Raw genomic sequence first — 26,513 nt, 5'->3', positions numbered from 1 at the left:
AACATGACAATTATCAATAAATTAAATCTTGGTAAGTATGAAAATTTAGCTGTTTTAAATCAACCTGTTGATTATGATTTGTTTGATGGTTATAAAACGGAATTAACAGGGGACCATGATGCTATTTTCGTTTTTGTAGAAACGATTGAGGAAATGGTTAAAAACACTCAAAGAATAATCAAAGAGCTGCAATTACTTGAAAAAGGATATTTGTTTTTCGCGTATCCGAAAAAAGGGAATAAAAGATATGAAACCTACGTTCATCGTGATGAAATTTTTCCAGCAATGAAAGTAGGCGAGGATGGGTATGTGGACAAAAGTGATTTGAAGTTTTCGCGGATGGTCAGCATGGATGATGTATTTACTGTCGTGGGACTGAAGCGTGAAAAAAAGAAAGCTCAAAAGTCATCAGCGGCAAGCCAATGTGTAGGCGATTATGAGGAAAATGTAAAAGATATAGAAGGGTTATTGGCTGATTACCCCAATGAATTAGCGTTTTATAAGGAGTTAACCCCAGGCTATCAAAGGGATTGGGCCCGATTCATTTTTTCCGCCAAGCAACAGAAAACGCGTGATAACCGACAAGAGCAAATGGTTGAAATCTTATCACAAGGGTATAAGTCAGTTGATTTGTATCGGCAGAAAAAGAAGTAAATAAACGTAAATTTCATACTACCTATTCTTAAGAGACCATTTAATATTACAAAATAAAAGCCAAAAAATAAGTACATCAGTAGCCCATTGGAAAGTGTGCAATCCAATGGGTTTTTTCTTTTAGTCTATTTGGAGTGAGCAATAAATAGAATAAATAAAACGCAAAACATTTTATTGTTTTCTACAGTGGAAACCTTTATAATTCTAAATGAAGAACAAAATCGTTCTTTAAATTAGAAGAATGTGAGGGATTTTATTAATGGCTAAAAAACGTAAAAGTTTAGTCCGTATCCTAGTCCTGTCTTCTGTCTTTACCTTTTCAACGGCTGCGGTTGCTTCTGCTCATTATTGCTATGTTGCAAACAAGCCAAGCGGTGCTGGAGCTGTAACTGAGGAGGATTTAAAAGTAACCGGTAATGGAAAACTGGTTGCGCCGGGCGCATTCTTTGATTTATCCTCTGAAGGCTTAAAAGACGTTTTTATCCGGGGGGGAGATAAGTCTGGGGAAGAATTTATAGTTGGTGGAGGATCCATGCATAATTCCCCTGCCACAGTAAAGGGAAGCCCGAAGAATGGAGTACAGAAATATCATTTTGACGAATAAAGCACCGTAAAAATACTTATTATTTAAGAATATAACCCATCAGGGCTTTTACACTGCCTGATGGGTTTTTTGCAAACTTTTTTACTTTTTTACAATAGATTTCCCGAGGTAAGTCCTCCTTTTTCGGTGGGTAGATTTTGTCTTAATTTCAACTTTGTAACAGTATCAATAGAAACTAAAAGTCTCCTTAAAAATTTTTAAGAAATATTATTGACACTTTTGTAAACAAGGAGTAATATGAGTATTGTCATTTTTATTTTTTTCGACAAAATCCGCTAAGATTCTACTACGCGGGTGTAGTTTAATGGTAAAACTCCAGCCTTCCAAGCTGATGTCGTGGGTTCGATTCCCATCACCCGCTCTTAACTTTTTTACTAACGCAGTGTTTCGTATAGACGAGGCATTGCGTTTTTTAATTTCCTGCAGGGATTCGGGATAAATTTTCATAGGGAATGCCAGCTTCGATATAGCTTTTAACAAGCTTCCAGGTGCAGTCGCTGTATTTCTTGAACGCCTAATAAATACCCGGAATCAAGAGGATTCCCTTCAAGTATCTGTGAAGCGGAAAATTATTTATTCCCTATTACTTCAAAGAAACCTTCCCCGCCGTGAATTTGAATGAACATGTCCATAAGTGATTTCGTCAGTTTCCCTGCTTCTTCACTGGCGATGGAAGGGCGATGATAAACGATTTGCAGGGCGTTCCGGGTTTCCATTGTCACAGGTGCCCTATCGGAATCGACAAACGGGCTTCCGAATGGCCCTTTAGTGTCAGCCGAAACGATCAGGTTTTCAAGGGAGTTCGACCTCCCGTTCAGCCCAAGGTACTCTTCGCCAGCCCCGCCAATCCTGATTTCAATGTTACCTTCAAGCATATCGGTATCGTATATGCCAATCGGCACTTGGTATTGGAGCGAAAAGAAATTATTCAAATCAATCGCGCTTTGCACGGAAGAAAGGTAATTTTGCTTTTGGACCCTGCGGTAGAGCGCTTCAGCGGAATGCCTGTATCGGTTCGGGTCCTTGCCAGTTTTTTTGAAAATAGACCGCCATTCCTTTATGCCTTCGAGGTCGGTTACATTCTTATCCTCCAAATCGAAGAAAATGGATTCCTGGAAAAGCTGCAGCCTTCCTTTTACCATTTGCGGCGATTCGCCGACCGTGATGTTCCTGTATTCAATGATTCCGAGCTTAAAATCGGGAATGAGTTCAGAAAGCTCTTTTGAAATACCGATTTCCAAGTAATACACCTCCAAATTTGCCTGAAAATAGTTTATCATATAATGATGTAGCAATTATAATTAACGACTTTTTATATAAAATGCCAAATCGGAAGGAGGATTGAACATGGATTACCGCCAGTTGAAGGAAGACCTAATCGCGTACAGCAAAGAGATTGGGATTGATAAAATCGGCTTTACGACAGCCGATCCGTTCGATGAACTGAAGAACAGGCTGATCCGCCAGCAGGAGCTTGGCTACCAGTCTGGCTTTGAAGAGCCGGATATCGAAAAGCGAACAAATCCCGCCTTACTGCTTGAGAAGCCCCGATCGATTATTGCTATCGCGCTGGCTTACCCTTCGAAAATGTCGGTTAGGGTTGAAAGTAAAAGAGGCGCGCGCCGCGGGATTTTTGCCCGTGCATCTTGGGGGCTTGATTACCATCATATCCTCCGGGACAAGCTCGCCAAGCTTGAGGAGTTCCTTTCCGAAAGGGTGCCTGGAGCGCGGCTGAAATCGATGGTCGATACAGGCGAGCTCGCAGATCGCGCTGTTGCGGAACGGGCCGGCATCGGCTGGAGCGGGAAAAACTGTTCGATCATTACCCCTGAATTTGGTTCTTATGTATATCTTGGTGAGATGGTCACAAGCATTCCGTTCGAGCCGGATAAGCCAATGGAGGATAAATGCGGTTCATGCACGAAATGCCTGGACGCCTGCCCGACAGGCGCGCTTGTTCAGGGAGGGCAGCTCAATGCGCAGCGGTGCATCGCCTTTTTAACACAGACGAAAGGGTTTATCCCGGACGAATTCCGTGAGAAAATCGGGAACCGGATTTATGGCTGTGATTCATGCCAGACAGCGTGCCCTGAAAACAAGGGAAGGGACTACCACTTCCATCCGGAAATGGAGCCCGATCCGGAGACGGCCAAGCCGCTGTTAAAGCCAATCCTGGCGATCAGCAACCGCGACTTTAAGGAGCGTTTCGGCAAGGTTGCGGGTTCATGGCGTGGCAAAAAGCCGATTCAACGGAATGCCATTCTTGCGCTTGCCCACTTTAAGGATGAAACAGCTGTGGGCGATCTGAAAGAGGTTGTTGAAAAGGATCCACGCCCTGTGATGAGGGGGACCGCGGCATGGGCGCTTGGAAAAATCGGCGGCATGGAGGCTTCGTTTATTTTGGAGAAAGCAAAGACTTCCGAAAAGGACCCGGAAGTGCTTGCGGAAATAGAAAAAGGAATCAGTATGATAGAAAAGTGAGGATGGCCATGGCGCTGTCCTTTTTTGTACCCAATTGTTAACTAAACTCCAGCCTCGTTTCATATGTATGGTAGGAAAGGAGGCGAGGTTATGCGGGATGCGCTTCAGGCATCGCTCGAAAAAAGAATTAACGGGTTTGTGGCGGAAAAGGCAGAACGGCTTATGGACGAAAAGGATGAACGGAAAATCCAGGCATGCGCCGATCGGAATGCGGTGATTGTCAAAACATACGCGCGGGGAAAAATACTTAGGCAGCAGTTCAGCGGAGAAAGACAGGCCGTTTTGTATGAAGTCCATTTTCAGCACCTGATTAAGCAAAAGGAACACTTGTACCTCGAGGAGGAAGTCGAGGTAAGGGAGGCAAACTTCCAAAGGGGAATGCTTGAGGATGATAGCGAGGTTGTCCCGGATCAGCTTGAAGCAGCCTTTTCTGCTGATGCTGCGTCTTTGGAGATGGGTGCCAGAGAGCGCTTATCGTATGTTTATGATAGAAGGAAGGCCGTCCAATATGCAGAGCGCTGGTGGAATTCGTATAATCCTGCTTTTAAAAAATTCGACGTTGATTGCACAAACTATATTTCGCAATGCCTACACGCTGGCGGGGCTCCGATGCGGGGCTATCCGAACCGAGGACAGGGGTGGTGGATGCGCGGCAACAACTATAGCTATAGCTGGGCGGTCGCGAACTCGCTGCGTTGGTATTTGGCAGGATCGAAAACAGGCTTGAAAGCAAGGGAAGTCGGAAGTCCGGATGAGCTCATACCAGGTGATGTGATTTGCTATGACTTCCAGGGGGATGGCCGCTTCGACCATAATACAATCGTTGTTGCCAAAGACGCGAATGGGATGCCGCTTGTGAACGCCCATACGTACAACAGCCGGATGCGGTATTGGGAGTACACGGATTCTTCGGCTTATACGCCAAAAATTAAATATAAATTTTATACGATTTTAGATGAAAGCCGCGAATGGTTGTAAGGAAAAGGCTGAGTGGTATAATAACGGAGTGAAGTTAATTTGGAAAAACCGGGCGCCGATGATGGCGTTCGTTACATAAAGTATGGGGTGAAACATCTTGGCAGTGCATGTTGTGTTATACGAGCCGCTTATCCCGGCGAATACCGGCAATATTTCAAGGACGTGCGCCGGAACGGGGGCTTGGCTCCATTTAATCCGGCCGCTTGGTTTTTCGACGGATGACAAACAGTTAAAACGGGCGGGGCTCGACTATTGGGAGCATGTGAAGCTTGTCTATCACGACTCGCTTGACGATTTCTACCGCGCAGCTGATGGCGGGGAATTCTACTATATAACGAAGTTCGGAGAGAAGCCATACTCTGACTACGATTTCAGCAATCCGGAAAAAGATCATTATTTTATTTTTGGAAAAGAAACGACGGGCCTTCCAGAGGAAGTAATCGAAGCCAATCGGGATAGATGCCTGCGAATTCCGATGAACGGGCATATCCGCTCGCTGAATCTGTCAAATACGGCGGCGATTCTCGTTTACGAAGCATTGAGGCAGCAAAACTATCCCGGACTGATATAGGGCCTGCCTGGCAGGCCTTCTTTCTGTTGGCTCACCTGAAACGCTTTGGCAAAATAACGGCCAAAACGGCGTCTCAGCTTTTTTAAAATCTTCTTTTTTTACATCCTATTCGTACCACTATTCGCAGCAGGGGGAGTGTTTGCCATGAATGAAACAATTTCAACTATTATTGGACACAGGTCGATAAGGAAATTCGAGGACAGGCCTTTATCGGACGAACAAATCAGAATGATAGTCGAATGCGCCCAGTCCGCCTCAACATCGAGCTTTATCCAGGCGTATTCAATCATTGGGGTAAAGGACCCGGAAAAGAAGCGTAGGCTTTCGGAGATTGCGGGAAACCAGGCATATGTTGAAAAGAACGGTCACTTTTTCGTCTTTTGCGCTGATTTATACAGGCACAGCCTGATCGGCGAAAGCGAAGGCCGAGAAGTACTCGATTCCATAGAAAGCACCGAAAAATTCATGGTCGCTGTCATTGATGCAGCGCTCGCAGCGCAAAACGCAGCCGTTGCGGCGGAATCGCTGGGACTTGGAATTTGCTATATCGGCGGCCTTCGCAATAATTTGGACGAGGTGCAGAAACTATTATCGACACCGGAACGTGTCATTCCGCTATTCGGACTGGCTGTAGGCTATCCGGCCCAAGATCCGGGAAAGAAGCCGCGTCTGCCGTTTGGGCATGTGTACCATGAAGATCGCTATGAACAGGACCTTGAGACTTACATGGGGGAAATTGAACAATACGACAGGGAGATTGCCTCCTATTATGAGGAACGGACTTCCGGGAAGCGCAGCGATACATGGAGCGGACAAATAGCCGGCATGCTTGAAAAGAAAAGCAGGATGTATATGAAGGAATTCGTCAACAAAAATAAATTGAATCTAAAGTAACAGTAAAAAGCTGCCGATAAGGGCAGCTTTTTGTTTGCTTAGGAATTAATAAATTGAACCTTGTGGATCACTCGAAACAAGTTTTTGTAATCCAGCTCCAGCGCCTAGCCCCTCGAGGTCATAAGCCGGTTCCCTCCGGAGGGCAGGCCCGTCCTGCGGGCCCCGTCTTATGCTTGTCGGGGCTGACCAAGGCGCTTACGCATTTTGTTTTTACCATTATTTGCTGTTCGAACCCGGCTTATCATTGTATCCGGACGTGAAGATGGCTGCGAGGAATGCAGCGCTGACACCCAATATTAAAAGCAGACGCATGTTATGTAAGCCCCCTTTGTCCTGGAAAATCAATTCGAATCGACATACACATTCATTATAGCGTAACTCGGCCATTCTGGAAACGAATTCACCTGTTTTTTCTTGAAAGGGGTCCATATTTTTCCTACCAGCCCATTTGCATGTTCAAATCAGTGCCCGCATAGAGTATAGTAATCGTCTCTGATTTAAGCGACAGGGGAGGACTTTACTTTATGGATATTTTAAGAAAAATCGAGATGTACAGAGAAGAGGAAGAAAAACTCCGCTGGGAAGGCACGTTTGCCGAGTACCTGCAGCTATTAAAAGAAAAGCCATGGGTAGCCCAATCCGCCCATTCCCGAGTTTATAATATGATTAAAGATGCCGGGATAGTAAAGGAAAAGGGCAAAAAGACATATGAATTTTTCAACCAGCAGCTCTTTGGCCTTGAAGAGGCGCTTGATAGGCTGGTAGAGGAATACTTTCACCCCGCCGCGAAACGGCTTGACGTCCGCAAGCGGATTTTGCTGTTGATGGGGCCGGTCAGCGGAGGCAAATCTACGCTTGTGACTATGCTGAAGCGAGGGCTTGAAGCATATTCCCATTCCGACAACGGCGCTGTTTATGCCATAAAAGGCTGCCCGATGCACGAGGATCCGCTTCATCTCATCCCGCATTATTTGCGGAAGGATTTTTATGAGGAATATGGAATCCGGATTGAAGGGAATCTATCGCCGCTTAACATGATGAGGCTGGAACAGGAATATGGAGGCAGGATCGAGGACGTCCAGGTAGAGCGGATTTTCTTTTCCGAGGACAGGAGGATCGGAATTGGAACCTTCAGCCCTTCCGATCCAAAATCGCAGGATATCGCCGACTTGACCGGAAGCCTCGACTTCTCGACGATTGCCGAATACGGCTCAGAATCCGACCCGCGGGCATATCGGTTCGATGGCGAACTGAACAAGGCGAACCGTGGGATGATGGAGTTCCAGGAAATGCTCAAATGCGATGAGAAGTTCCTATGGCACCTGCTTTCTCTGACCCAGGAAGGGAACTTTAAGGCGGGAAGATTCGCGCTAATCTCGGCTGATGAGCTAATAGTCGCGCATACAAACGAAACGGAATACCGTTCGTTTATCTCAAACAAGAAAAACGAGGCGCTCCATTCCAGGATCATTGTTATGCCGATTCCTTACAACCTAAAGGTTTCACAGGAGGAACGCATTTATGAAAAAATGATCCGGGAAAGCGATGTATCCGATGTGCATATCGCGCCGCACACATTGAAGGTGGCCGCGATGTTTACGATTCTAACAAGGCTGAAAGAGCCGAAAAAGGGCGACATCGACCTTGTGAAAAAAATGAGGCTTTATGATGGTGAAAACGTTGAAGGCTACAATCAGGCAGATGTAGATGAATTGAAGAAGGAATATCAGGATGAAGGGATGAGCGGCATTGATCCGCGGTATGTCATCAACCGGATCTCGTCGACGATTATCCGAAAGGAAGTTGCCTCCATTAACGCACTCGATGTGCTCCGGTCATTGAAGGACGGGTTGGACCAACATCCATCCATTACAGCCGAGCTGCGTGAAAAGTACATGAATTACATTTCGCTCGCACGGAAAGAGTATGATACGATAGCCAAAAAAGAAGTCCAAAAGGCGTTTGTCTATTCATATGAGGAGTCCGCCAAGACGCTGATGGACAATTATCTCGATAATGTTGAAGCTTATTGCAACAAGGCAAAACTGCGCGACCCGCTGACAGGCGAAGAAATATCGCCTGATGAAAAACTGATGAGGTCGATTGAAGAGCAGATCGGCATTTCAGAAAATGCGAAAAAGGCGTTCCGCGAAGAAGTCCTAATCCGGATCTCGGCCTATGCTAGGAAAGGGAAACGGTTTGATTACAATTCCCACGACCGCCTCCGTGAAGCAATCCAGAAGAAGCTGTTTGCCGACCTGAAGGATGTCGTCAAAATCACGACCTCATCGAAGACTCCTGACGAGCAGCAGCTGAAGAAAATCAATGATGTTGTAGCGCGCCTCATTGATGAGCATGGCTATAATTCTACCTCTGCAAACGAATTGCTCAGGTATGTCGGAAGCCTCCTGAACCGTTAACATCCTCATTAGCAAGAGCCGGATCGTTTTTCCGGCTCTTAGTTTATGAAAAATAAAATCGGGGAAAAAGAACGGTAGAGGTGAAACCGATGGACAAAAAGGATAAAAAGGTAGGGCTGGATAAAGACTATCAGCCAGAAAACGGGTCAATGGCCCCTAACATGGAAGATATTAAAAATCTCGGCAAGCAAATGGAAAACCGACGCTCCAACAAGGAATTGAAAGAGGATTACGATAAAAATCCTGATCCAATCCAGCATGTGAAGAAAGATGATTTCCTCCGCTAAATGGCGGGGGATATTTATTTTTTTGGGCCTAGAATAATCAAACTGTCAATAGATTTCCTAAAATCTTCCGCGGACAATTTTCGAAATAATTTGTAAATTATCCACAAGTATGGCATAGGATAGAGTAACCAATATAACTGAAGTGTTATGGAGCCAAATGTGAACCATTTGTAATTTTACGGTACAAACTGAATAAAGGAGGGGTTTGGAATGATCGATGAGAACAATCACCATTTTGTGATCTCAAAGGAAGATTGGTCCCTCCACCGAAAAGGCCAAGATGACCAGCAACGGCATCAGGAAAAAGTCCAGGAGGCGATTCGCAATAATCTTCCAGACTTGATTACCGAGGAAAGCATTATTATGTCAAATGGCCGCGATGTTGTTAAAATACCAATTCGTTCATTGGATGAATACAAAATTCGTTATAATTATGATAAAAACAAGCATGTCGGCCAGGGAAATGGCAAGTCCAAGGTAGGCGATGTTGTTGCCCGGGACGGGTCGGGCGACAAGAAAGGGCCCGGCAAAGGCCAGGGTGCAGGGGACCAGGCAGGGGAAGACTATTTTGAGGCGGAAGTATCGATGATGGAACTCGAAGAAGCCCTGTTCAAGCAGCTTGAACTTCCCAACCTGAAGAGGAAGGAACAGGAAGAGCATGTCGTTCAACACATAGAGTTCAATGACATTAGAAAGACGGGTCTGATGGGTAATATTGATAAAAAAAGGACGATGATATCGGCGTTTAAACGAAATGCGATGCAGGGCAAGCCGGGGTTCCACCCAATTTACAATGAAGACCTGAAATTCAAGACATGGAATGAAATCATCAAGCCTGATTCAAAAGCTGTAGTTCTCGCAATGATGGACACGAGTGGATCGATGGGGTTATGGGAAAAGTATATGGCGAGGAGCTTCTTTTTCTGGATGACCCGTTTTCTCAGGACGAAATACGAAACGGTCGAGATCGAATTCATCGCCCACCATACGGAGGCGAAGGTTGTCTCAGAAGAAGATTTCTTTTCAAAAGGCGAAAGCGGAGGGACAATTTGTTCTTCTGCATACCGAAAGGCACTGGAACTTATCCAGAGAAAATACGATCCAGTAAAATTCAATATTTACCCATTCCATTTCTCGGATGGGGATAACCTTACCTCCGACAACGCCCGCTGTGTAAAGCTTGTCGAGGAATTGATGAAGGTTTCGAATATGTTCGGCTACGGCGAGGTCAACCAGTATAACCGCCACTCGACATTGATGACCGCCTATAAAAATATTAAAAATGAGAAGTTCAGGCATTATATCCTTAAACAAAAAGCGGACGTCTTTAATGCAATGAAAAGCTTCTTTTCCAACGAGGAAGAAAAGAAATACGCGTGATAGGAAAAAGCCAGCAAACGCTGGCTTTTTCAATTCATTGTATTCAACCTTTCCTGATTTTAGTCCGTAGCCCGGCCCAAATGGCGACAGCGAGGCCGCCGAGGGTATCGGAAATCAGGTCAATCATTGTATCCTTGTTGCCGCCTCCCTGCAAGTCCATCCCAAATAGCTGATCTGAGCTGAATTCGTAGATTTCCCAGACGACGCCTCCGAATACGGCGAAGGCAAAAACAAACAGGAAGACGAACCACGGCGAAATCAGCCTTCCGGCATCCCGGTGAATCATCCGTTCATAAAGCGCGACACCGGCAAAACCGAGAATCGCCCCGCTAATGGCATGGAGAAACGTGTCCCACCAGCCAAGGCCATACCATCCCTTTATTGAGCCAAGGTATTGCGAGCCGAAGAGGAAGATAAGATAGGACAGGACGAGCGGGAGATTGAATTTCCATTTGATAAAAAAGCCCAGGATGAGTGGAACGGCACCGCAGCCAATTCCGGCGGCGGCCACCGAAAACCTGAATGAATCTTTTTCGGCATGGAAGCGAAAAGCGAGCCAGGCCATGAATAAAATATAAATGAGACTGAAAATAATCACAAGCTTGCGGCCCATTCAACCGCCTCCTCTACAAATGTACCTTCTTCGCGGCGGCATAAATTCCAGCAAGAAAGCCACCGCCAGTTCCAGCAAGCAAGTCTAACATCGTGTCCTTGTTGCCGCCGAGCTGCATTGTATGGGTGAAAAACTGGTCCCCTGTAAATTCATATATTTCCCAAAGTACACTCGACGAAACCGCCAGCGAAAATGTAAATAAGAAGAGGATTGGCCGTGATACCGCTTTCCTTGCACTTTCGGGAACCCACAGCTTATAGAGGGCGATACCAATTAAACCAACAAGGATTCCTTTATAGAAATGAATCGTTGAATCCCACCATTTATGCTTTAAGTAAAATGTCGCAATCGAACCGAGATAGGTCGTGCAGAAAATGGCTATATAATAGCCGACAATTAACGGAAGATTGAAAGGGTTTCTTTTGGCAAGGAGGAGGAGCAGCGGAAGGGCGCTTACGATAATCCCTCCTAAGGCTACCTGCCATCTGGAGTCGTCCCCTTTTTTAAAATAATAAATAAACAAGATGGCCATGAATACGATAAACAGGGTGCTTAGCCCGATGATCCATTTGCGTTTCATCCGTTTTCACCTCATGCAGGTCAGTACCGATTAGTATTGCCTGATTTGAGCAAAAACATGATACATTCCTTTCCAAAATGGGATACTATTGGTGTAAGAGATTAGAGGGGGGCGAATCGGGTGTGCCTCATTGTGTTTGCGTATAAAGCCCATCCGCGGTATAGGCTGATTGTGGCGGCGAACCGGGATGAAAGCTATAAAAGGCCAACAGCCCCGGCGGATTTCTGGGAGGATGAGCCGAGAATCCTTGCCGGGCGGGATTTGGAAAAGATGGGGACCTGGATGGGGGTCAGCGCGGATGGCAGATTTGCCGCGCTTACGAATTATCGGGACCCTAAACAAATGAATGCCGTTGGAAAGCTGTCACGCGGGGAACTTGTCGCCGGGTTTTTAAAGGGCGGGATGGCATCAGCCGACTATGTGGCCGGTCTTGCGTCAACAGGGGAGCTGTATCCTGGCTATAATTTGCTCGTGGACGACGGGAAAAGCCTTTATTATTTTTCCAATATGGAGGGGGTGGCGAAGGAGGTTGAGCCGGGAATCCATGGCGTCAGTAACCATCTTCTTAATACGCCGTGGCCAAAGGTTGTACGGGGAAAAAAAGGGCTTGGAGAGTTGCTTAAGCAGGATGCAGCCGACTTGGAGCGGGCACTGTTCGACCTTTTGCGCCACGCGGAGCCAGCCCCGGATTTGGAGCTGCCGGATACAGGCATCGGGCTTGAATGGGAGCGGGTACTCTCGCCGCTTTTTATTAAGAGTGAAGGATATGGTACTCGGTGTTCTACTGTCCTGTTAATGGGGGATAAAGAATTATACTATATCGAAAGGGTTTATGATGGGGAAGAATTTGCCGAAAAAAGGTTTAAACTGCCTTTAAGTTAATATAGGAGGGATTCTGATGGGGTTTTTGGATGGATTGATGGGCAATGCTTCGGAGGTGAGCCTTCCCGAGGTTCAAAAGGAATATGCGAAGGTTCTCGCACCGGGGGAGTCAATCGAGAAAGCGTACCGGCTTGTCAGGGATATGTTTATTTTCACAAACAGGCGGCTCATTCTAGTTGATAAACAAGGGATTACTGGGAAAAAGACGGAGTATCACTCAATCCCCTACAGGAGTATCACCCATTTCAGCATTGAAACGGCGGGAAGTTTTGACCTGGATGCCGAGCTGAAGATCTGGGTGTCAGGCAGCCCTATGCCGCTGCAGAAGCAGTTTAACAAAAGCCTGAATATTTATGAACTCCAAAGCGTGCTAGCGGCGTATGTGCTTAAGTAATAGTTTAAATTAAGGGGGATGGAAGATGAGCGTTTTGCCTGAGCTGTTTTCAATTGGAATAGTTGTCCTTGTTGCGATTGCATTCTATAAGGTTCTTTTCAAAAAGAAAAGCATTACCCCATCCTATACCCCGTTTGATGAAATAACAGGGCACTCGCCGAGTGCTTTTCGTGAAAATGTGGAAATCATTATGGATGAGGGTTCAGGAGACGGCAAGGGGAATGGATAATGGGTAAATGGTTTCCGGCCCTGTACGATGCAGGGATGAAAGGTTTGGAGAATGGAATGTTTAAAGAAATAAGGAAGGCTCTGCTGGATAAAGCGGAAGGAATCGTGCTTGAAATCGGCTCCGGCTCGGGAATAAACTTCCCCCTTTACACAAAAGCGGAGAGGGTTGACGCCATCGAGCCGGATCCCTATATGATTGAAAGGGCCGCCCGCCGGATTAGCGAGGCGAAAGTACCTATTCTAGTCCATCAGCAATCGGCGGAACGGCTTGAATTTCCCGACAATGCTTTCGATGCGGCTGTGGCAACGCTAGTGTTCTGCACAATTCCGGATGCGGAATTGGCGCTTAAAGAAATCAAAAGGGTTTTGAAACCGGGGGCACCAATTCTGTTTTTCGAGCATGTGAAAATGCCGCAGCCCTCGCTCGCAACCATGCAGGACATCCTCAACCCGGTATGGAGAAGGGTATGCGGTGGCTGCAACCTGAACCGGGACACGGCTTCAGAAATAAAGAAGGCCGGAATTCATATTGAAAAAACGAGAACGTATTACAAAGGCCTTTTTCTTGCAATCGAGTGCAGGAATATAGAAGAAATGTGTGAAAACACTGGCATTCGGGAATGGTAGAGGGAGACTTTTTTGCCGGGAGTGTTTTTGGATGTTCCTCTACTATATTCACATTGCCGTTCCGGTCAAGAAGCCCGGGATTACATACTTGGCTGGTTGGGAAAAATCAGATACTGAGCAATTTATGTTTGATAAGGCGGACAGGTTCCGCATTTTCCGCCGGAAGGGTGAACCGGTCCTGCAGTTGGCTGAAGATGACAAAGGAAATTGGTACTTTATGACCTTTTTTACTTCGAAAAGTTTATCGGGCCTGAAATGGGCAAGGCAAACAGCCAGGCCCGCATATGTTGAAGATGGGACAACCCTCCCGCTTGTCAGCCTGCTAGAGGAGGAAGGACTACGGCCAAAGGATGAAGGATTTGATAAGGCGTATGCCCACACAAGTATACTGGTGGATAACCTTCGTAGCTTTTCCGCGGAAAAACAGGCCCGACTTGCGAATGCGGATGGCGAGGACGATCCAACGGTAGTCGGGAACATCCATTTTGTGAAGAATACTTTTAAAGGGAAAGAAACGCGGTACATCGCAGGAGCGGAAACGCGTTCGTTTGCGACTGCGACCGAAAATGAGCCGTATTTCAGGGATATCCATCTTAAAACGAATGCATTCCTTTACCTCCTGTATTTCGTTTACTTCCAGGAAAACAATCAACTGCCGTCAAAACAAATGGTTCCAAGGCTTCTAGCCAATTTATGGGCATCCAAACAAGCGTTGAACACGGGCTGGAATCATACTTTGTTTGAAACTGAACAGCTATAAAAATTAAATTTCTCGTAAAAGGAGCTGCCGAAAATGAAAGTGAAAATTAACCGTAATGCCGCAAAAGTACTAAAGGAGATGCTTAAAACCGCCAAAGAAGGCCAAATGTTCCGGGTCATCATCACACATATGCACGGAGATCATGCCCACTATGACCTAGTCCTTGATACGCCCAAGGAGCATGATGAAGTCGTTAAAACAGACAAGGATATCGACATCATCCTCGATTCGCGCGAGGAATATTTGGATGGGGTCTGGATCCAATATTTTTACGTCCCACGCGAGGAGTTTGTAATCACGAATCCTTCCAAAGGCGGCCACCATCATCATTAAGTACGGGCGAAACGCACTTCTTTCGCCCTCTGGTTGAAAAAGGGGTTTGACTTTCCAACTGCAATACGCTAAAGTAAATGAAATTGTATATTTCTTATCAAGAGAGGTGGAGGGAACGGCCCTTTGAAGCCTCGGCAACAGGCCTTTATGGTACTGTGCCAATTCCTTCGGGCAAGCGCCTGAAAGATAAGAAGAGAACGGATGCCGCCCTCTTTTTATCGAAAAGGGTTTTTTTAATACCCAAAATTGAATACCGTTCTTATCAAGAGAGGTGGAGGGAATGGCCCTTTGAAGCCTCGGCAGCAGGCCCAACGGCACTGTGCCAATTCCAGCAGGGAATCCCTGAAAGATAAGGAGAGCAACGCAAATAAACCAGCAACCTCTTCCTTACCGGAAGAGGTATTTTTATTAAAATTCAACGGAAAGGAGAAGAAAAGTGGCAAGAACATCAGAAATGATTGAGAAGAGGAAAGAAAAACTGATTGAAGAACTGCTTTCAAGGAATGTATACAAAACATCCGATCAACAGCATCTATACGACGCACCCCTACAAACCCTTGAACATGAATACATGCTTATATTAAAAAAAGAAGCCGGGCGCTAAAAATTAAAGCGTCCGGCTTTTCCTACTTCCACAACAGTGATACAAGCAATTTGTTTTTAAAAAGTTGGAGGAGAAATTCAGTATAGTATTCCTGCTTCAGGGAGACCTTTATCACTTTATCCAGGCTCGTATGGAAATAAGCATCCGTCAGGTCGTCATTTCCGTAAAAATAGTCGCGTACGGCGCTAAATTGTTTTTCGAGGGCATGGTCTGCAAATTTTAAGGTAAATTCCACGTCACTTTCACCTGGCATTTCAACGATTTCCAAACGGGTTCGATCATATGTGTAAACCAAATCCATCACTGGTTTCCTCCCTTATTGTAAATACCTGAAATAAACATAGACCGTGCAAATGGCTATTGTAAGCAACATGAGCGGGAAGGCGACGATAAGATATTTCACGAAGGAAATTGAATGTTTTTCTTTTGCGGCCATACCGGCGACAATGACGTTGGCACTCGCGCCAATCAAAGTTCCGTTTCCGCCAAGGCATGCGCCAAGAGCGAGGCTCCACCACAGCGGTTCCAGGTTGGTAATTCCCATTGAGCCCATGTCTTTGATCATGGGAATCATGGTGGCGACAAATGGAATATTGTCAATGAATGCGGATGCGATTGCGCTGACCCAAAGAATGAGCAGCGATGTCGCGGTCACATCCCCGCCGGTAAGTTCCATCGATTTTTCGGCTAGCATTGAAATAACCCCTGTTTCCATTAAGCCTCCGACAAGGACGAACAGGCCGATAAAGAAAAAGATTGTCAGCCATTCGACTTTTTTCATTGACTCCTCAAGGTAATGTTCCCCAGTCAGAAGGAGCAAAAGGAAAGCGCCAGCCAATGCAATCGTCGCGTTTTCAACTTGAATGAACTGGTGGACAAAAAAGCCTAAAATTGTTACAGCAAGAACAAATAGTGATTTCTTCAGCAAGACTGTATCAGTGATTTCCGCTTTTTCATCAAGGTTCATAATGCCTGCTTTAAGTTCTTCTGTAGTATGAAGTGATTTTCTGTAAAGGAAACCGAGGATTACGATATTAACAATTAAGGTGATAAACGCAATCGGCGCCAGGTTAACAATGAACGCTGAAAAGGTAAGTTCCTTGACGGCGCTTCCAATCATAATGTTCGGAGGATCTCCAATCAGTGTTGCGGTTCCCCCGATATTCGAGGCGATAATTTGCGTAATCAAATAGGGCATCGGATTCACTTTCAGCTGCCGTGTGATACTGAAGGTAACTGGAACAATCAGTAAAACGGTCGTCACGTTATCGAGGAAAGCAGAAGCCAGTGCGGTAATCAGCCCTAAAACAATAAGAAGCTTTAAAGGGTCACCTTTTACTTTCTTTGCCGACCAGATAGCTAAATAACGGAATAATCCGGTTTCAGCCGTGATTGCGACAATTAGCATCATCCCTGTCAACAGGCCAAGAGTGTTAAAGTCAATGTGATGAAGCGCTGATTCCTGATCGAGTATGCCCAGGAGGACCATGACGATGCCCCCTGCCATCGCGATGATTGTCCTGTGGATTTTCTCGGTCACGATAAATGCATAGGCAACCAGGAAAATTCCAATGGCAAGCAATGCTTGATTTGTCAAAATCGCCATCTCCCAATGTTGAAAGTGTAATGTAAACTTTTGAAATATTTAAAAAAAGCTTTTCTAAAATTATATTTAAATAAAGGGAAAAAAACAATAGTCGGAATAGTAGTCTGAAAAGGAACGATCAGTTTACTGATTTGTCCGGTGTTTGATTTAAGGCAGCATCCTCTTAAATGATGGAATCAGTAACCTTTAATCGACAACTTTATGAATTTTTGGGAAACAACAGGATTTGACAGCAACTGCCATTATAAAATATTGGTATCGGACTATTGTGGTTATTTCATTTCTACGGACAATGATATACCAACTTTGTCTTACAACGACAGTTCACTAGCAGGGAAGAAGCATCGAGGAGCTTTGAACTGGGAAGGATAGCGGGATGGAGACATTTGAGATAATCAAGTCGGATTACCTTGAACTACTGAAGCGTGTTGAAGAACTGGAAGAAAAGGAGCAGGACCTTTCAAAAAAACTCCGGATTAGCGAGTCTATGAACCTGAACATTCTAAATTCCCTTCCACTCAATATTTTTTTGGAGGACAGGGCAGGACGGACTTTATTTGCGAATGCTGAGGTTCTAAGAGTCCACGGCATGGAACTGGATGAATTGATTGGAAAGACGGTTTATGATTTTTTTCCGCGCCACATTGCAGAGATCAACAGAGCAAATGACCTTGAGGTATGGCGACAGCGGAGGCTGATTGCCGAGGAAGTACCTGTCGGATTTAAAGGCGAGGAAAGGGTCATGTATACCGGGAAAACAATCATCCAGACGGAATATGAAGATTATCTACTTGGATTTGGCTTGGATATAACCGATCGGGTAAAAATGGAACAGAAACTTAGGGAAAGTGAAGAAAAATTTAGGAATGTGGTCGACCAGGCGGCAGACTGTTTTTTTCTAATCGGGCTAAGCGGTGAAATTACAAATGTCAATGCGGCGACCATAGAGCTGCTTGGCTATAGCCGGGATGAATTACTGTCCAAGAATGCCGGGCATGTTTTTGGAATCCTTCCCGCTAAAATGAGTGAACTTCAGGCCAATCCGGATAAAAAACGTTCCTGCCATTTCGAGGACAGAATGGCTGACAGCAACGGGAGGGAGATTCCAATTGACATCAACTTCCGTCTTATCGATATTGGCGGGAAGCAAATGTTCCTCGCGCTTTGCAGGGATATCCGGGACAGGAAAGAATCAGAGGAGGCCATCAAGCACATGGCCTACAATGATGCTTTGACAGGCCTTCCAAACAGATGGTACCTCGAGTCGTTTTTAAAAGAATACTTCCATTGCGCCGCCCATAAAAAGCTTGGAGTCCTGCTGTTGGATTTGGACCATTTTAAAGTAATCAATGACAGCATGGGGCACCATGCCGGCGATAAATTGCTTAAGGAAGTCGCTGCAAGGCTTCGTACAGTATGTATTCAGGGAAATATTGTCGCCCGCTTTGGCGGTGACGAATTTGTTGTGCTTATGCCTGAATTGGAAGAGGACGAAGAAACCATCATCGCAAGCGAAAAAATTATCCAACTAATGAAACAGCCCTTCCAAATAAATGGGCGCCGGTTTATGGTCACGACAAGTATCGGGATCAGCATCAGCCCAAGGGATGGCTGTGAATTGAATATGTTGCTCAGGAATGCCGATTTGGCCATGTATAAGTCGAAGGAGAATGGGCGGAATTGCTATCGTCTATTTGATCCGACTATGGATGCGAGGGCAATGGAAAGATTGGAAACGGAAATAAAGCTTCGCCAAGCACTGGAAACGAAAAGCTTCATTTTGCATTACCAGCCAAAGCTTAATCTCCAATCAAGTGACGTTTATGGCTTTGAAGCGCTCGTCCGCTGGAAACGGGAAGAAAAAATCCTTTATCCCGGCGAGTTCATCGATATCGCGGAAGAAACGGGGCTTATCGTTCCGCTTGGGGAATGGGTTCTCCGTGAAGCTTGCAAGCAGTGCAAAGAGTGGCATAATCTTGGCTACGAACATCTTTCTATAAGCGTAAACTTGTCCCCGTTGCAATTCCGTAAACAGAACCTCGAAAAGCTGATCGGGGGGATCCTGGAAGAAACCGGACTGCCGCCGGACGCGCTGGAGCTGGAGCTTACCGAAGGAATGGTTATGCAAGATCCTGAAAGGGCTGCCGAAGTATTGTACAATCTAAAGTCGCTTGGTGTTACGATCGCGATTGATGATTTCGGGACAGGTTTTTCCTCGCTAAGCTATTTGAAGCATTTTCCGATTGATGTACTTAAAATAGATCGCTCTTTCATTATGAATCTTGAACGGAATACCACGGATGCCTCAATCGCTTCTGCCATTATAAATCTTGCGCATAGCCTCAGGCTGAAGGTAGTTGCGGAAGGGGTTGAAACAGCCGAGCAGCTCGGATTTCTTGAGAGCAGCACCTGTAATTATACCCAAGGATACTTTATAAGCAGGCCCTTGGAAGCCGATATGGCACTTTCCTTTTTAAAAAACACCCAATTACTTGTTTAATTGATAAAAAACTTTATTGATCGTTTATGGCATGCTCCATATTAAGGTTATTGGGGAAACTTCCTCAAAGCAGAATTTTGAAAACTTAATTAAGAAATAGTGAAAAGGAATGGGGTGGGGTTGCCTTTTAATTTTTTCTGCAAAACTGACAGAAATTCGACACAAACATATGAAGATTATGCGAATTTCCTGTTTAAAGGAAAACAACACGGCCGAGTTTTTTTATAATGGACCTATACAAACACGGAGGTGCAGGAAATGAATATCACTACAATAATTGAACTCGAGAATACGGAAGTTGAAAATATGGCCGGTGGCAAGCTTGTCTTTTCCGAAGAGCGAATTGATGAAAATATCGTGGAAACCTGTGTGGATTGCTTCCAGGAAAACGGAACGAAAGAAAAAATTGATACGGATGACGCCATGCAGCGAGTATTCAACCGTTTGAAGGTTGAAGGAATCATTCCTGAAGAAGTCGAGGAATTTTCATATGAAATGCCTGCCTGTGGCCAATTAAGAAAAAAGTCGGAGACGGCGATTGATATCCCGCAAAAAGTAATCCTATCCTTTATGAGCTAAATAATACCTATCTTTAATGAATGCAAAGCGGCCCTATTTGTGAAAATAATAGGCCGCTTTATCTTTTTGGAGGACAGGGGTAAAAAAATGTCCCATTCTTTCCTAGGTGTGACAAAGGTCAAAGCCAGGCTGCCAGTAAGTGATTTATAATGGCAATGGTTGGATTTTCGAAGGATTATATGTAAGCGTTTTCAATAACTAAGAGAGTTGGGACCATGATGAGGATGGATGCCAGGATTTCCATTTTGGCGGGGCATTTTGGGAGCGGAAAGACAGAGCTTGCCCTTAATTTGGCACTCCGGGAACGGAGGGTGCATCAAAAGGTCGCGATTGCCGATCTTGATGTGATAAATCCGTATTTCAGATCAAGGGATGCGGCGGCGATTTTAAAAGAGAATGGCATCGAACTGATCGGTCCGTCCTCAAGGCTTGCATCCTCGGATTTACCTGTTGTATCGGGGGAAATCTATAGGGTTATCCATGATCCTTCCTACCGGGTCATTATTGATGCTGGAGGAGAAAAAGACGGGGCGACTGTCCTTGGCCAATATTATCATGAATGGAAGGATATTGGTGCAAAGTTGATGTTCGTTCTTAACGCGAACAGGCCATATGTGAGCACGCTTGATGGGATTATCGAGTCAATAAAAGGAATTGAGAAGGCTGCGAGGCTTCCAGTCGCAGGCATTATAAACAACACGAATCTCGGCGGGGCAACCGAGCCTGAAGATATTTTAAAAGGGGAAATCCTTGCCAATGCTGCTGCTGAACGGCTTGGCATTCCGGTTTTGGCGACAGCTGTTTCAAGGAACCTGGAGGGGACCGGCGTTTTTGCCGGTAGGGAAGATTGTTTAGTTATCGACCGGTTTATGAAATTGCCATGGGAATGAGGAGGAAATGAGATGGAGCGAAGAGTTGTTTTTAGCGAAGCGTATTGTAAATCCTGCGGCCTTTGTGTACAGGTTTGCCCGGTATCAATCATCTTCCTGGCAGATTATCTAAATGGAAAAGGCTATCGTCCCGCAACAGTTACAGATCAGGAAAAGTGTATAAGCTGTGCGAAATGCGGCCAGATTTGTCCGGATGGGGTTATAACCGTCTACCGTCCCGAAAAGAAGAAACAAACCGTGTAGAATGGCCACTCGGAAAATCGGATGAATTGAAGAACGGCCATTTCCATTCTGTCAGGAAAGGGGAAACAATTATGGCAAAAGTACTGATGAAAGGCAATGAAGTTATTGCGGAAGCAGCGGTCCATGCCGGGTGCAAGTATTTCTTCGGCTACCCGATTACCCCACAAAGCGAGCTTGTTGCCTATATGGCAAGGCGGCTGCCCGAGGTAGGCGGCGTGTTCCTGCAGGCTGAAAGCGAAGTTGCGGCAATCAATATGGTATATGGCGCCGCATGTACCGGAGTCAGGGTAATGACTTCGTCTTCAAGCCCGGGATTCAGCCTTAAACAGGAGGGGATTTCCTATCTCGTTGGGGCGGAGCTTCCCGCGGTTGTCGTGAACGTTGTCCGGGGAGGCCCGGGATTAGGGAATATCCAGCCTGCCCAATCCGACTATTTCCAGGTAACGAAGGGAGGCGGGCATGGCGATTATTACACTCCGGTCCTTGCGCCATCAAGCCTCCAGGAAATCGTCGATTTGACACAGGATGCATTCGATATGGCAGAACGGTACCGGACCCCGGTGATAGTATTGGGCGACGGGATGCTTGGACAGATGATGGAGCCGGTTGAATTTGACACGCTTAGGGAACGGACTGGGGTATCCAAGGAGTGGGCAACGACCGGAACCCGCGGGGATGGGGAACGGAGGGTCATTTCGTCGCTTGACCTCGATGCCGATGCCCTTGAGGCACGCAATATAAAACTCCAAAAAAAGTTTGCAGAAATCAAGGAAAATGAAGTCCGATACGAGACATATTTAACTGAGGACGCCGAATTTATTGTTGCTGCCTTTGGAACAGTCGCTCGGATTGCCATGAATGCGATTAACCAAGCTCGCAGGCAAGGAATCAAGGTTGGGCTGATCCGCCCGATCTCCTTATGGCCATTCCCGGTCCAGCCATTTCATGAAACAAGGGACAACGTAAAAGCTTACGTGTCTATCGAAATGAGCGCGGGGCAAATGGTGGAGGATGTCCGCCTTGCGGTGGAAGGCCGCGCCCCTGTGGAGTTTTACGGGCGGACCGGCGGAGTTGTGCCAACCCAGGAAGAGATTTTTGCCAAAATCGCCGAGCTGGCGGGGAGGGTCGCCGTATGAGCATGAAGACTGTTTTTGAAAAAACAACCGGGCTGACTGAAAACCCGACCCATTACTGCCCGGGCTGTACCCACGGAATCATTCACAGGCTTGTCGGGGAAGTGCTTGAGGAAATGGGGATTCTTGAAGATACGGTGGGGGTTGCCTCCGTCGGCTGTTCTGTCCTTTCCTATGAATATTTCAATTGTGACATGACGCAGGCGGCGCACGGGCGGGCACCGGCAGTCGCTACCGGAATCAAGAGGGTCCTGCCCGACCGTTTTGTTTTCACGTACCAGGGGGATGGCGACCTTGCATCGATTGGAATAAGCGAAGTCATCCACGCAGCTGCCCGCGGAGAGAATATCACCGTTATTTTTGTCAACAATGCGATTTATGGCATGACAGGAGGGCAAATGGCGCCGACAACCTTGATTGGCCAGAAAACGGCTACAAGCCCGTTCGGACGTGACCAGCGCCTTCAAGGGTCGCCTATAAGGGTGAGTGAAATGATTGCGACATTAGACGGAGCTACTTATATCGAAAGGGTATCCTCCCATGATGTCCCTAATATAATCAAAGCAAAAAAGGCAATCCGGCGCGCTTTTGAAACGCAGAAGAAAGGGCTTGGTTTCTCGATGGTGGAAGTCCTGTCGACGTGCCCGACCAACTGGGGCCTTGACCCGCATGAATCGCTCGATTGGGTGAGGGATAGCATGGTTCCAGTTTACCCCCTTGGCATTTACAAAGGAGGGAACTAGACAATGCTTGAAGAAATCCTCATTGCCGGTTTTGGCGGGCAGGGAATCATGTCGATGGGCCAATTGCTTGCCCATTCCGGCCTGCATGAAGGGAAAAATGTTTCCTGGCTGCCATCCTATGGGCCGGAGCAACGTGGAGGAACTGCGAACTGCGCTGTCGTCATCAGTGACGAGCCGGTTGGGTCGCCATTAGTCAGTTCACCGTCCGCGGCGATCGTCCTAAACAATCCCTCGTTTGAAAAGTTTGAGCCTATGGTAAGGCCGGGCGGGGTTCTAATAACGAATAGCTCGCTTGTCTCAGCCAAATCGGCCCGTACCGACATTCGATCAATTGAAATTGATGCGACTAGCATAGCCAATGGCCTGGGGAATGGCAGGGTAGCCAATATGGTGTTGCTTGGAGCATTTATTGAAGCGACGGGAATTCTTTCGTATAATTCGCTCATTGAATCATTGAAAAAGGTGTTGTCTGCCGATAAACACCATTTGATCGAACTGAACAGGCTCGCATTGGCGAAGGGCGCCGCCATGGTTCAGGAATCTTCAATTAAATAATTAGAGAAAGCCGGAACCGTAGAGATACGGGCTCCGGCTTTTCTAATGGAGTGCCCGAACAGCTTTGTGTTTGTGAATAGTTTTCTATGTAGCGTGATTCACCTCACTTAATTGAAAACGATTTTCAATTATACTAAAAGCAGAAGGACAAAACTTTTAGGAGGCGTTTTAAAGTGGAAAAACATTCACTATGGGAATTCATGGAATATAGCGACGAAAAATTTACGAAAAGGGTTATGCTTAAAAAAGGCGAAAGCACCGCTTTTGTCCTGAACTTTGCTCCTGGGCAACAGCTTCCATCCCATAAGCATCCTGGAACGGAAGTGTTCCTGCTCGTTGTTTGCGGTTCTGGAACATTCACGGTCGATGGCAATGAACTTCAGGTTACCGCAAATGATGTGGTCCATTGCAGCGGGGAAGAAATACTTGCTTTTAATAACAGTGGCAGCGAGCCTGTCAGCCTTTATGTAGTTCTGACCAAAGTTCCGTCGCCGGAGTATGCGAAAGATATATAATATGGAAACTGCCTGGACTTGTAGTTGGACCTGGCATCCAAATCTTATAAACGACAAAGGCGGCCCGGAAAGCGGACCGCCAATTTTTATCGTAGGCTCATTACGCCTTTCCGCCTATGTGCTTCTTCTTCCTGCTTTTTCCAAAGAACCACCAATTCCAGTCGCCAAGCAGTTTCATAAGCGATGGAACCAATACCATCCGGATGAGAGTGGCGTCGATAAAGATTGCAATCGCAATCCCGACGCCAAGCTGTTTAACGGGCATGACTCCAGTGAAAGCAAAAGCGCCGGTTACGACAATCATGATTGCGGCGGCTGAAGTGATGATTTTGCTTGTAGTCGTAAGCCCGAGGATAGTCGCCTTGCTGTTGTCGCCTGTTTCCATATAGTATTCCTGGATACGGGAAATGAGGAAAACCTCATAGTCCATTGATAGGCCAAAAACGAGTGAGAATACAAACACCGGCAAAATCAGGGCAATATCAGCCGGGTCCGCCCCAAAATGGCCCTCCTGGAAAATATAGACGACTATCCCGAAGGTTGCCCCTAGGCTCAGCATATTCATGATGATTGCTTTTATCGGAATGAGCACTGACCTGAACGCCGCCATCAGGATAATGAAGGTAGAAACAATGATCAGAATTAACCCGTACGGCGCCTTCTCGTATATTTCATCAAAATTTTCCTGTTCAAACTTAATGCTGCCGCCAAAATAAGCCTTTATCCCATAATCCTTTTCGGCCCAATCCCGTACCCATTCCCGGGCCTTATCCGAGTGCTCGCCGGTTTTTAAATATACTTTTACGAGCATTTTGTCGCCTTTAAGAAAGTGTTCTTCCAACTGTTGGAGCTGGGCAAGCCGGCCCGGATCAGCCCCTAACAGCACTTTCGCTCCGGCATACTCTTTGCCGTTCGATACCCCCGCAGCAGTAAAGAGCGTTTCTACTGAATCAACAAGCTTACTGTCCATGATTTTTGCGATGGCATTACTTGCCGCGTGGAGATTCTTTTTTTCCGCCATGCTTCCCTCAGATTCAAGGACAACTGTGACTGTTTGGTAATCCCGCTTTCCTTCAGGCTGGAACTCTTTTCGGAATGTCTCATACGCAGCGCGCGATTCGTAGTTTTTCGGCAGCGAATTCGTTCCGGGGATCGTCAATTCCATATCCTTAACAGGAATTAGCCCCACCAACAGTATCAGGAGGGATGCAAGCATCATCAAGACCGGATGCTTCATGACCGTCTTCGCAAACTTATGCCAGCCGCTTTTTCGGTCGCCTCGTGACTTAATTACGGTAAATTTGTTAATCCTTAGGCCAAGAATCGAAAGAAAGGCTGGTAGGAATGTGATAGCGCATAGTGCCGAAACAAAGACGACAATCATTCCGCCCAAGGCGACGTTTTGGAAAATATCAATCTGGATGAATAGCAATGCCGAAAGGCCGATAAATACGCAAAGCGCTGAAAATACAATCGACCTGCCCGCGGTCGCGACAGTCACCTCAATGCTTTCCGAAACCGATTTGGTTTCAAGCTCCTCCTTATAACGGTTAATAATTAACAGGGCGAAGTCAATGCTCAGTGCGAGGCCAATCATCGGAACAATATTTAAGATGAAAATGGACAAATTTGTTGTATGGCTAAAGAAATACACGATTCCCATCGTCATCAAAATTGAAACGATGCCAATTATTAATGGGACCGATGCGGCGACCAGGCCGCCAAAAGCAAGGACGAGAATAACGAGGGCGATTGGCAGGCCGATCATTTCAGCGCGGGCCAAATCCTTTTGGCTTGCCTCATTGAGATCCTTTACAATGATCGGTTCGCCGGTCATTTTGACACTTAATCCCTTTTGATTTTCCAAGAATGGCTCAAGCTCACGGATTTCATCCGCAAGGCTTCCGGCATCCCTGTCGAAAGTTATTACACCATAAGCATAATTTCCTTTTACCATGCCTTCCGTTTCAAAAGGGGATATTAGGCCTGAAGCCGGTTTATATTTTTCAAGCCTAGTAAAGGTATCCTCAATATAGGAATGCCACTTTTCATTTGGTACTTCATGCTTTTTTTCAAAAAGGAGAATAATGGTCGATTCGGGCTGGCCAAAATCCTTTTCAAGAATGTTCCTTGTTTGTTTATATTCGCCATCGTATTCAAAACCGTTGCCGCTTAAAACCGATGGCAGCTTGAACGCAAAAATGGCGAAAAACACTATTGCCGCCACCCAGACCGCAAGCACCGAATATTTATATTTGTGCGTTAATCTACCGAGCCGTCCCACAGCCTTACCTCCATTTCTCTCTCCCGTTACTTGCATTTTGCCATACTTTCAAATGGAAAGAGATAGGTTCCCTCCATTTTTACGAAAATCGTAAAGAATCCCGCCAAGGCCAACATGTCCCACTGCAAACGTAAACATGTAAATTGCACCCCGCTGTCATTTGATTATTTTTTTG

30 protein-coding genes, 1 tRNA gene and 2 riboswitches are annotated in these 26,513 nt (G+C 46.1%); of the genes, 25 read left to right on the top strand and 6 right to left on the bottom strand.

Annotation, left to right across the window (positions count from 1 at the left end; genetic code table 11):
- Positions 1 to 3: 3 nt before the first annotated feature.
- From RB160_RS21520 to RB160_RS21510, 3 genes are all read left to right on the top strand, one after another.
- The gene (locus RB160_RS21520) at positions 4 to 654 is read left to right on the top strand and encodes a YdeI/OmpD-associated family protein (RefSeq protein ID WP_316572502.1); all 651 of its coding nucleotides are present in this window, start codon (positions 4 to 6) and stop codon (positions 652 to 654) included.
- Positions 655 to 913: 259 nt separating this feature from the next.
- Positions 914 to 1,258: a hypothetical protein gene (locus RB160_RS21515; RefSeq protein WP_316572501.1), complete on the top strand. Its 345-nt coding sequence runs from the start codon at positions 914 to 916 to the stop codon at positions 1,256 to 1,258.
- Between the two features lie 290 nt (positions 1,259 to 1,548).
- Positions 1,549 to 1,619, top strand: a tRNA-Gly gene (locus tag RB160_RS21510).
- 208 nt (positions 1,620 to 1,827) lie between these two features.
- On the opposite strand, the gene RB160_RS21505 is transcribed toward RB160_RS21510, so the two are convergent.
- On the bottom strand, positions 1,828 to 2,499 hold the full coding sequence (locus RB160_RS21505) for a B3/B4 domain-containing protein (RefSeq protein WP_316572500.1): 672 nt from the start codon (positions 2,497 to 2,499) through the stop codon (positions 1,828 to 1,830).
- Between the two features lie 106 nt (positions 2,500 to 2,605).
- Between RB160_RS21505 and queG the strand changes: the two genes are divergently transcribed.
- From queG to yhbH, 7 genes are all read left to right on the top strand, one after another.
- Positions 2,606 to 3,739 (top strand): tRNA epoxyqueuosine(34) reductase QueG, encoded by a 1,134-nt coding sequence (gene queG / locus RB160_RS21500; RefSeq protein WP_316572499.1) that lies wholly within the window; start codon positions 2,606 to 2,608, stop codon positions 3,737 to 3,739.
- A 90-nt stretch (positions 3,740 to 3,829) separates the two neighbouring features.
- The gene (locus RB160_RS21495) at positions 3,830 to 4,717 is read left to right on the top strand and encodes an amidase domain-containing protein (RefSeq protein ID WP_316572498.1); all 888 of its coding nucleotides are present in this window, start codon (positions 3,830 to 3,832) and stop codon (positions 4,715 to 4,717) included.
- A gap of 94 nt (positions 4,718 to 4,811) precedes the next feature.
- The gene (gene trmL / locus RB160_RS21490) at positions 4,812 to 5,288 is read left to right on the top strand and encodes a tRNA (uridine(34)/cytosine(34)/5-carboxymethylaminomethyluridine(34)-2'-O)-methyltransferase TrmL (RefSeq protein ID WP_316572509.1); all 477 of its coding nucleotides are present in this window, start codon (positions 4,812 to 4,814) and stop codon (positions 5,286 to 5,288) included.
- 144 nt (positions 5,289 to 5,432) lie between these two features.
- On the top strand, positions 5,433 to 6,182 hold the full coding sequence (gene nfsA / locus RB160_RS21485) for an oxygen-insensitive NADPH nitroreductase (protein WP_316572497.1): 750 nt from the start codon (positions 5,433 to 5,435) through the stop codon (positions 6,180 to 6,182).
- Positions 6,183 to 6,706: 524 nt separating this feature from the next.
- A complete protein-coding gene (locus tag RB160_RS21480) occupies positions 6,707 to 8,602 on the top strand; it encodes a PrkA family serine protein kinase (RefSeq protein ID WP_316572496.1) in 1,896 nt (631 codons plus the stop codon).
- A gap of 89 nt (positions 8,603 to 8,691) precedes the next feature.
- Positions 8,692 to 8,889, top strand: a complete 198-nt coding sequence (locus tag RB160_RS21475) for a hypothetical protein (protein WP_316572495.1) — start codon at positions 8,692 to 8,694, stop codon at positions 8,887 to 8,889.
- Positions 8,890 to 9,099: 210 nt separating this feature from the next.
- Positions 9,100 to 10,269 carry a sporulation protein YhbH gene (gene yhbH, locus RB160_RS21470; RefSeq protein WP_316572494.1) on the top strand — a complete coding sequence of 390 codons (1,170 nt, stop codon included), beginning with the start codon at positions 9,100 to 9,102 and terminating at the stop codon, positions 10,267 to 10,269.
- A gap of 43 nt (positions 10,270 to 10,312) precedes the next feature.
- Here yhbH and RB160_RS21465 read toward each other — a convergent pair whose 3' ends face one another.
- Together RB160_RS21465 and RB160_RS21460 are read right to left on the bottom strand one after the other, a co-directional pair.
- Positions 10,313 to 10,882, bottom strand: a complete 570-nt coding sequence (locus RB160_RS21465) for a DUF2238 domain-containing protein (RefSeq protein WP_316572493.1) — start codon at positions 10,880 to 10,882, stop codon at positions 10,313 to 10,315.
- Between the two features lie 13 nt (positions 10,883 to 10,895).
- Positions 10,896 to 11,462, bottom strand: coding sequence for a DUF2238 domain-containing protein (locus RB160_RS21460; RefSeq protein ID WP_316572492.1), 567 nt, complete (start codon positions 11,460 to 11,462; stop codon positions 10,896 to 10,898).
- Positions 11,463 to 11,594: 132 nt separating this feature from the next.
- Here RB160_RS21460 and RB160_RS21455 point away from each other — a divergent pair, with 132 nt between their 5' ends.
- From RB160_RS21455 to fbpA, 7 genes are all read left to right on the top strand, one after another.
- Positions 11,595 to 12,344, top strand: coding sequence for an NRDE family protein (locus tag RB160_RS21455; RefSeq protein ID WP_316572491.1), 750 nt, complete (start codon positions 11,595 to 11,597; stop codon positions 12,342 to 12,344).
- 16 nt (positions 12,345 to 12,360) lie between these two features.
- Positions 12,361 to 12,738, top strand: a complete 378-nt coding sequence (locus tag RB160_RS21450) for a PH domain-containing protein (RefSeq protein ID WP_053365348.1) — start codon at positions 12,361 to 12,363, stop codon at positions 12,736 to 12,738.
- A 25-nt stretch (positions 12,739 to 12,763) separates the two neighbouring features.
- Complete coding sequence (locus RB160_RS21445; protein ID WP_316572490.1) at positions 12,764 to 12,967, top strand: DUF3951 domain-containing protein; 204 nt, start codon at positions 12,764 to 12,766, stop codon at positions 12,965 to 12,967.
- The gene (locus tag RB160_RS21440) at positions 12,967 to 13,593 is read left to right on the top strand and encodes a class I SAM-dependent methyltransferase (protein ID WP_316572489.1); all 627 of its coding nucleotides are present in this window, start codon (positions 12,967 to 12,969) and stop codon (positions 13,591 to 13,593) included. Before RB160_RS21445 ends, RB160_RS21440 begins: the two co-directional genes overlap by 1 nt.
- Before the next feature lie 31 nt (positions 13,594 to 13,624).
- Positions 13,625 to 14,353 carry a hypothetical protein gene (locus tag RB160_RS21435; RefSeq protein ID WP_316572488.1) on the top strand — a complete coding sequence of 243 codons (729 nt, stop codon included), beginning with the start codon at positions 13,625 to 13,627 and terminating at the stop codon, positions 14,351 to 14,353.
- 33 nt (positions 14,354 to 14,386) lie between these two features.
- Positions 14,387 to 14,686, top strand: a complete 300-nt coding sequence (locus tag RB160_RS21430) for an iron-sulfur cluster assembly accessory protein (RefSeq protein WP_316572487.1) — start codon at positions 14,387 to 14,389, stop codon at positions 14,684 to 14,686.
- A 91-nt stretch (positions 14,687 to 14,777) separates the two neighbouring features.
- Positions 14,778 to 14,879: riboswitch (SAM riboswitch) on the top strand.
- Between the two features lie 63 nt (positions 14,880 to 14,942).
- A riboswitch (SAM riboswitch) is annotated at positions 14,943 to 15,042 on the top strand.
- Positions 15,043 to 15,122: 80 nt separating this feature from the next.
- The gene (fbpA, locus tag RB160_RS21425) at positions 15,123 to 15,290 is read left to right on the top strand and encodes a Fur-regulated basic protein FbpA (RefSeq protein ID WP_316572486.1); all 168 of its coding nucleotides are present in this window, start codon (positions 15,123 to 15,125) and stop codon (positions 15,288 to 15,290) included.
- 22 nt (positions 15,291 to 15,312) lie between these two features.
- Here fbpA and RB160_RS21420 read toward each other — a convergent pair whose 3' ends face one another.
- Positions 15,313 to 15,594: a hypothetical protein gene (locus RB160_RS21420; RefSeq protein ID WP_316572485.1), complete on the bottom strand. Its 282-nt coding sequence runs from the start codon at positions 15,592 to 15,594 to the stop codon at positions 15,313 to 15,315.
- A gap of 12 nt (positions 15,595 to 15,606) precedes the next feature.
- Positions 15,607 to 16,887: an ArsB/NhaD family transporter gene (locus RB160_RS21415; protein ID WP_316572484.1), complete on the bottom strand. Its 1,281-nt coding sequence runs from the start codon at positions 16,885 to 16,887 to the stop codon at positions 15,607 to 15,609.
- Positions 16,888 to 17,272: 385 nt separating this feature from the next.
- Here RB160_RS21415 and RB160_RS21410 point away from each other — a divergent pair, with 385 nt between their 5' ends.
- The 8 genes from RB160_RS21410 (at position 17,273) to RB160_RS21375 (ending at position 24,054) form a co-directional block, all read left to right on the top strand.
- A complete protein-coding gene (locus RB160_RS21410) occupies positions 17,273 to 19,396 on the top strand; it encodes a putative bifunctional diguanylate cyclase/phosphodiesterase (RefSeq protein WP_316572483.1) in 2,124 nt (707 codons plus the stop codon).
- Positions 19,397 to 19,654: 258 nt separating this feature from the next.
- Positions 19,655 to 19,975, top strand: coding sequence for a hypothetical protein (locus tag RB160_RS21405; RefSeq protein ID WP_316572482.1), 321 nt, complete (start codon positions 19,655 to 19,657; stop codon positions 19,973 to 19,975).
- 215 nt (positions 19,976 to 20,190) lie between these two features.
- The gene (locus RB160_RS21400) at positions 20,191 to 20,865 is read left to right on the top strand and encodes a hypothetical protein (RefSeq protein ID WP_316572481.1); all 675 of its coding nucleotides are present in this window, start codon (positions 20,191 to 20,193) and stop codon (positions 20,863 to 20,865) included.
- A gap of 12 nt (positions 20,866 to 20,877) precedes the next feature.
- Positions 20,878 to 21,108: a 4Fe-4S dicluster domain-containing protein gene (locus RB160_RS21395; RefSeq protein WP_316572480.1), complete on the top strand. Its 231-nt coding sequence runs from the start codon at positions 20,878 to 20,880 to the stop codon at positions 21,106 to 21,108.
- A gap of 71 nt (positions 21,109 to 21,179) precedes the next feature.
- Positions 21,180 to 22,244, top strand: a complete 1,065-nt coding sequence (locus tag RB160_RS21390; RefSeq protein WP_316572479.1) for a 3-methyl-2-oxobutanoate dehydrogenase subunit VorB — start codon at positions 21,180 to 21,182, stop codon at positions 22,242 to 22,244.
- On the top strand, positions 22,241 to 22,984 hold the full coding sequence (locus RB160_RS21385; protein ID WP_316572478.1) for a thiamine pyrophosphate-dependent enzyme: 744 nt from the start codon (positions 22,241 to 22,243) through the stop codon (positions 22,982 to 22,984). Before RB160_RS21390 ends, RB160_RS21385 begins: the two co-directional genes overlap by 4 nt.
- Positions 22,985 to 22,987: 3 nt before the next feature.
- Positions 22,988 to 23,539 (top strand): 2-oxoacid:ferredoxin oxidoreductase subunit gamma family protein, encoded by a 552-nt coding sequence (locus RB160_RS21380; RefSeq protein ID WP_316572477.1) that lies wholly within the window; start codon positions 22,988 to 22,990, stop codon positions 23,537 to 23,539.
- Between the two features lie 173 nt (positions 23,540 to 23,712).
- On the top strand, positions 23,713 to 24,054 hold the full coding sequence (locus RB160_RS21375; protein WP_316572476.1) for a cupin domain-containing protein: 342 nt from the start codon (positions 23,713 to 23,715) through the stop codon (positions 24,052 to 24,054).
- Between the two features lie 100 nt (positions 24,055 to 24,154).
- Here RB160_RS21375 and RB160_RS21370 read toward each other — a convergent pair whose 3' ends face one another.
- On the bottom strand, positions 24,155 to 26,338 hold the full coding sequence (locus RB160_RS21370; protein ID WP_316572475.1) for an MMPL family transporter: 2,184 nt from the start codon (positions 26,336 to 26,338) through the stop codon (positions 24,155 to 24,157).
- Positions 26,339 to 26,513 lie beyond the last annotated feature (175 nt).

The sequence above is a fragment of the Neobacillus sp. YIM B06451 genome (genome assembly GCF_032667185.1).
Classification (GTDB): Bacteria; Bacillota; Bacilli; order Bacillales; family Cytobacillaceae; genus Bacillus_D.
This window is presented reverse-complemented; position numbering and strand designations above follow the sequence as displayed.